We start from the raw sequence: 1,432 nt of genomic DNA, 5'->3' as shown, positions 1-1,432 counted from the left end.
GCGATCTGCAGAGGCCACAGCCTCGTAGCCCACGGCGGTGGAACCTTCTCCTTGGGCAAAGGCATCGCTTACTTCAAGTCCAGTGTCGTTGGTGCGCACGTAGCGAATACCTAAGCCATTTTCAGTAATATATTCATTACTAATATCGCCAGTCACGTTCGTCACGATGCTTTCTAGCTGATAAAGCTGAGAACCATTAACTGCATCTTTACTATCCGCAGATACATCGCCTTCTGCCAAGTTAGTGATCTTAGTATCACTCATATCGATACCCTCGACACTAATGACAGGACCACTTTCACTGACGGTGATGCTATTACCTACTTGCAGATCATCGTTTAGCGCCAATTCCAACGTCTCATCATCGCTCAGCTTGGTGATGATGTTGCTGTGCCCCTCGTCACCGGCTTCGCCTACGATATCGAGACGGTCGCCCAATCGGCGTTCAGTGTCATCACCTTCATCAGCACCAAACGTCAGCGGCGTATCCCCCAACTTAGTCACGCTGTTATCAACGTAGCTCTTGTTGGTGATGTGGTTGTTTTCAGTGATGTCTCCGTCGTAGGTGACGTTACCCTCGTTGTTAACTAAGAAGTTATCGCCCAGTTGAGTGATACCTTCCACCGTCAGGCTCTCATTCACCGTCATGTTATTGGTGGTAACGCTGTCACCATCAATAAAGGTCTCGCCCACGGTGATGCTGTTGTCGACGTTCAAGTCAGCATTCAGAGCCAATTCCAGTGTTTCTTCATCAGTCACTTTGGTAATGATGTTGCTGTGACCTTCATCATCGGCTTCACCCACAATATCAATACGGTCGCCCAAGCGGCGTTCAGTGTCTTCACCTTCATCAGCACCAAACGTTAACGGTGTATCCGCCACTTCGCTGACCGTGTTATCCACATACTGCTTGTTGGTGATGTGGTTGTTCTCGGTGACGTCGCCGTCGTAGGTGATGTTACCTTCGTTGTTAACGAAGAAGTTATCGCCCAGTTGGGTGGTGCCTTCTACCGTCAAGTTTTCGTTGATAGTGGTGCTGCCGTCGACGTATAGGTTCTCGTTCAGATAGGTGTCACCCTCAACCGTCAGGCTCTCGTTCACCGTCATGTTATTGGTGGTAACGCTGTCACCATCAATAAAAGTCTCGCCCACGGTGATGCTGTTGTCGACGTTCAAGTCGGCATTCAGCGCCAACTCCAGTGTTTCTTCATTAGTCACCTTGGTGATGATGTTGCTGTGACCTTCATCATCGGCTTCGCCCACGATGTCGAGACGATCGCCCAAACGGCGCTCAGTGTCTTCACCTTCGTTGGCACCAAACGTCAGTGGCGTATCGCCCAACTCGGTCACTGAGTTATCCACGTACTGCTTGTTGGTGATGTGGTTGCCTTCGGTGATATCGCCATCGTAGGTGACATTGCCTTCGTTGGTT

At 50.1% G+C, this 1,432-nt stretch carries 1 protein-coding gene; it reads right to left on the bottom strand.

All coding sequences use genetic code 11. The annotated features are described in order from the left end of the window. A partial coding sequence (locus HVE01_RS19725; RefSeq protein WP_146945491.1) for a hypothetical protein occupies positions 1 to 1,432 on the bottom strand: 1,432 nt, incomplete at both ends.

The sequence above is a fragment of the Vreelandella venusta genome, assembly GCF_007989605.1.
Taxonomy (GTDB): domain Bacteria; phylum Pseudomonadota; class Gammaproteobacteria; order Pseudomonadales; family Halomonadaceae; genus Vreelandella; species Vreelandella venusta.
The sequence above is the reverse complement of the archived record's forward strand: the minus strand, read 5'-3'. Positions and strand labels throughout refer to the sequence as shown.